At 28.9% G+C, this 4,507-nt stretch carries 4 protein-coding genes; 3 read left to right on the forward strand and 1 reads right to left on the reverse strand.

Features of this window, described 5'->3' with window-relative positions; genetic code table 11:
• The 3 genes from rpsA to Q0352_RS02375 form a co-directional block, all read left to right on the forward strand.
• Positions 1-1,367, forward strand: a 1,367-nt coding sequence (gene rpsA / locus Q0352_RS02365) for a 30S ribosomal protein S1 (RefSeq protein ID WP_299523017.1), incomplete at its 5' end; no start/stop codon positions are given.
• Between the two features lie 102 nt (positions 1,368-1,469).
• Positions 1,470-2,852 (forward strand): phosphoglucosamine mutase, encoded by a 1,383-nt coding sequence (glmM, locus tag Q0352_RS02370; RefSeq protein WP_299523020.1) that lies wholly within the window; start codon positions 1,470-1,472, stop codon positions 2,850-2,852.
• 15 nt (positions 2,853-2,867) lie between these two features.
• Positions 2,868-3,719 (forward strand): hypothetical protein, encoded by an 852-nt coding sequence (locus Q0352_RS02375; RefSeq protein WP_299523023.1) that lies wholly within the window; start codon positions 2,868-2,870, stop codon positions 3,717-3,719.
• Here the strand turns inward: Q0352_RS02375 and Q0352_RS02380 are convergent.
• Positions 3,716-4,507: lysophospholipid acyltransferase family protein (locus tag Q0352_RS02380; RefSeq protein ID WP_299523026.1), on the reverse strand; the 792-nt coding region annotated here is incomplete at its 5' end. The genes Q0352_RS02375 and Q0352_RS02380 overlap by 4 nt on opposite strands.

Raw genomic sequence — 4,507 nt, forward strand, 5'->3', positions numbered from 1 at the left:
GTGAAGTAGTTAACGGTTTCGTTAAATGCAGAACTCGTGGAGGTATGATTGTTGATGTATTCGGAATTGAAGCGTTCTTACCAGGTTCACAAATTGATGTGAAACCTATTAGAGATTACGATCAATACGTAGAGAAAACAATGGAATTCAAAGTTGTGAAAATCAACCACGAATTTAAAAACGTTGTTGTATCTCATAAAGCTCTTATTGAAGCTGATATTGAAATTCAGAAAAAAGAAATTATTGGTAAATTAGAAAAAGGACAAGTATTAGAAGGTGTTGTTAAAAACATTACTTCTTATGGTGTATTTGTTGATTTAGGTGGTGTAGACGGTTTAGTTCACATTACAGATTTATCATGGTCTAGAATTAACCATCCAAGTGAAGTGGTTGAATTAGATCAAACATTAAACGTTGTAATCCTTGATTTTGATGATGAGAAAACAAGAATTCAATTAGGATTAAAACAATTAAATGCTCACCCATGGGAAGCATTAGATGAGTCAATTAAAGTTGGAGACAATGTAAAAGGTAAAGTAGTTGTACTTGCTGATTACGGAGCATTTATTGAAGTAGCTCAAGGTGTTGAAGGTTTAATTCACGTATCTGAAATGTCTTGGTCAACTCACTTACGTTCTGCACAAGATTTTGTAAAAGTTGGTGATGAAATTGAAGCTCAAGTTTTAACTTTAGATAGAGAAGATAGAAAAATGTCATTAGGTATTAAACAATTACATCCAGATCCATGGAATGCAATTGCTGAAAAATACCCAGTTGGTTCAACACATACAGGTACAGTTCGTAACTATACTAACTTTGGTGTTTTTGTTGAATTAGAAGAAGGAATTGATGGTTTAGTATATATTTCTGATCTTTCTTGGACTAAGAAAATTAAACATCCGTCAGATTTTACTACTGTAGGTGATAAATTAGAAGTACAAGTATTAGAATTAGATGTTGAAGGACGTAAATTAAATTTAGGTCACAAACAAACTAATGAAAATCCTTGGGATGCACATGAAGAAAAATTTGCTATAGATTCAATTCATGAAGGTACTGTAAAAGATAAAAGTGATAAAGGTTTAATTGTTTCATTAGAAGATGGAGTTGAAGCATTTGTTCCAAGTCGTTTTACTATTAAAGAAGATGGTACTAAGTTAGCAAAAGGAGATGTAGACAAGTTTAAAGTTATTGAATTTAACAAAGAATTTAGACGTGTTGTCGCTTCACATACATCAATATTTAAAGCACAAGAAGAGAAAAACATCAAAGCAGTTCAGCAAAAAGCTGATACTTCTGAGAAAACAACTCTTGGTGATTTAGGTGGAGATTTAGCTGCATTAAAGAAAAAAATGGAAGGGAAATAATATTTTCATTTCATATAAATTTAAAAAGCTGTATCAAACGATACAGCTTTTTTTTTCGTTATTAAATCAATAAGATTTATCTTTACCAACTAAATTTAAAGCATGTCATTAATAAAATCAATTTCAGGAATAAGAGGCACAATTGGAGGAGTGGTAAATAATAATTTAACACCAATAGATACTGTAAAGTTTGCTGCGGCTTATGGAATGTGGCTGAAAAACCATTCAAGTAAAGAAAATTTAACTGTTATTTTAGGAAGAGATGCTAGAATTTCAGGTAAAATGGTAAGTAGTTTGGTTGGAAACACGTTGGTTGGACTAGGGATTAATGTAGTTGACATAGGTTTATCAACAACTCCAACAGTTGAAGTTGCTGTTGTATTAGATAATGCTGATGGAGGAATTATTATAACTGCAAGTCACAATCCAAAACAATGGAATGCTTTAAAGTTATTAAATAATAAAGGAGAATTTTTAAATGCAGCTGATGGTGAAGAAGTATTAAAAATTGCAGAAAATGATTCTTATATTTTTTCAGAAGTTGATGAATTAGGAAAATTCAGAAAAAAGCAAAACTATATTAATAAACATATAAAAGAGGTTTTAAATTTAGAATTGGTTGATATTGAAGCTATAAAAAAAGCAAAATTAAAAGTAGTTGTTGATGCTGTAAATTCTACTGGAGGAATTGCAATACCTGCTTTACTAGAAAAATTAGGCGTTGAATGTGTAGAATTATATTGTGAGCCAAATGGAGAATTTCCTCATAATCCAGAACCTTTAAAAGAACATTTAACAGATATTTCAGAATTAGTTGTTAAAGAAAAAGCAGATTTAGGTATTGTAGTAGACCCTGATGTAGACAGACTTGCACTAGTTTGTGAAGATGGTTCTATGTTTGGAGAAGAATATACATTAGTTGCTTGTGCAGATTATGTTTTAGGAAAAACAAAAGGTAATACAGTTTCTAATTTATCATCATCTAGAGCTTTAAGAGATGTTACTGAAAAGCATGGAGGTAAATATCAGGCAAGTGCAGTTGGAGAAGTAAATGTTGTTGAATTAATGAAAAAAACAAATGCAATAATTGGAGGTGAAGGTAACGGAGGAATTATTTACCCAGAATCTCATTATGGTAGAGATTCATTGGTAGGTGTTGCTTTATTTTTATCACATTTGGCGCATTCAAAAGTTTCTTGTAAACAATTAAGAGAAAGCTATCCCAACTACTATATGAGTAAAAATAAAATTGAATTAACTCCCCAAATTAATGTTGATGAGATTTTAAGCACAATTGCAGCTAAATATATAAATGAAGATGTAATTACAATTGATGGCGTTAAAATTAATTTTAAAACTGAATGGGTACATCTTAGAAAATCAAATACGGAACCTATTATTAGAATTTACACTGAAAGTACTTCTCAAATCAGTGCTGATGAATTAGCTCAACGTTTTATATCAGAAATAAAGGAAATAGTTTAAAACATAAAGAATATAATGAAATATATAGTTTTAGTAGTTCTAATATTAGTAGGTACTGTTACCTTTTCTCAAGAAGTTTTAGATGCTCAAAAAGTTAATTATAATGATGCAAGGAATAATAAAGGTAAAATGTTTGCATATTGGGGTTGGAATAGAGGTCATTTTTCAGCATCGGATATTACTTTTAAGGGAGAAGATTATAGTTTTACTTTAAAAGATGTTAAATCTATTGATAAACCAAAGCCTTTTGGTATTTATTATTTTAAATTAGATGAATTAACAAACCCACAAACAAATTTTAGAATAGGTTATTTTTTTAAGGAAAATTACACAATCTCTTTGGGTGTAGATCATATGAAATATGTAATGCGAAATGATCAAGCAGTTTCAATAAATGGAAATATCAATACTGGTGGTGATTTTGATGGTACTTATAATAATGATGAAATTGTATTGACTAAAGATTTTTTACTTTTTGAACATACTGACGGTTTAAATTATGTAAATGTTGAAGTTAGTAGATTTGATAACCTAGATAACTGGTTGAAATTTCCAATAAAAAATATTGATATTAATTTAACTGAAGGAGTTGGAGTAGGTGTTTTATATCCAAAAACAAATACCACTTTATTAGGCAAAGAACGATATGATGAGTTTCATGTTTCGGGTTATGGAATTTCTGCTCACGTAGGTTTAAATATTACATTTTTTAAACACTTTTTTATTCAATCTAATTTGAAAGTTGGTTATATAAATATGGGAGATATTAGAACTACAGCAAATAAAACAGATTCGGCATCTCAGAGTTTTACTTTTTTAGAAAACATGTATGTATTTGGTGCTAAGTTTAATTTAACTAAAAATTAATTTTTAGGAGCTTTATCTTTATGTTTAAAGCGTTTATGAGTCCAAAAATAATATTCTGGCTGATTTCTAATTTGTTTTTCAACCTTTTCTAAAAAAATGTCAGTTAGTTGATAATCAGGATATTTAGACGCATCATTACTAATTAAACTAAAAGAAGTTTCATAATAACCACGTTTTATTTTTTTTGTTGCTATATAAACCATATTCATATTAAATTTTTTAGCAAGCATTTCTGCTCCTGTATGAATTGGTACTTTTACGGCTAAAAAATGATTCCAATAATGTGTTTTTTTAAGCTGTGGAGATTGGTCACTTAACAAGCCATACATAGCTTGTATCTTATGTTCAGAGTTATATTTTATTTCTGATAAAATTTTAGCTGTTGGAATTAAATTAGTTCCAAATTTTGCACGAGAATCTAATATTTTTTTATTTAAATAAGGATTGTTGACTCGGGTATAAGCTGCATACCCTTTGTAATCTACAAAAGAATCTAAACTCATAATCCATTCCCAGTTTGCGTAATGAGGACCTGTTAATGAAACACTTTTACCATCTTTATACAATTCAGTAAAAAAATCAATATTGGTATAAGTATAGCGTTTGTAAACTTCTTCTTTTGAAATAGTAAAAGATTTAATCATTTCAATAAAAACATCAACAAAATGTTTGTAAAATTTCTTTTGAATTGTAATTAACTCTTCTTTAGATTTTTCAGGAAAAGTAATTGTTAAATTGTACATAACTACTTTTTTTCTATATCCAATTACATAGAAAATTATATAATA

It is taken from the genome of uncultured Lutibacter sp., assembly GCF_937891065.1.
Lineage (GTDB): Bacteria > Bacteroidota > Bacteroidia > Flavobacteriales > Flavobacteriaceae > Lutibacter.

Coding starts and splice junctions, on each gene's coding strand:
- glmM (WP_299523020.1), top strand. CDS start 1,470: ATGTCATTAATAAAATCAATTTCAGGAATAAGAGGCACAATTGGAGGA.
- Q0352_RS02375 (WP_299523023.1), top strand. CDS start 2,868: ATGAAATATATAGTTTTAGTAGTTCTAATATTAGTAGGTACTGTTACC.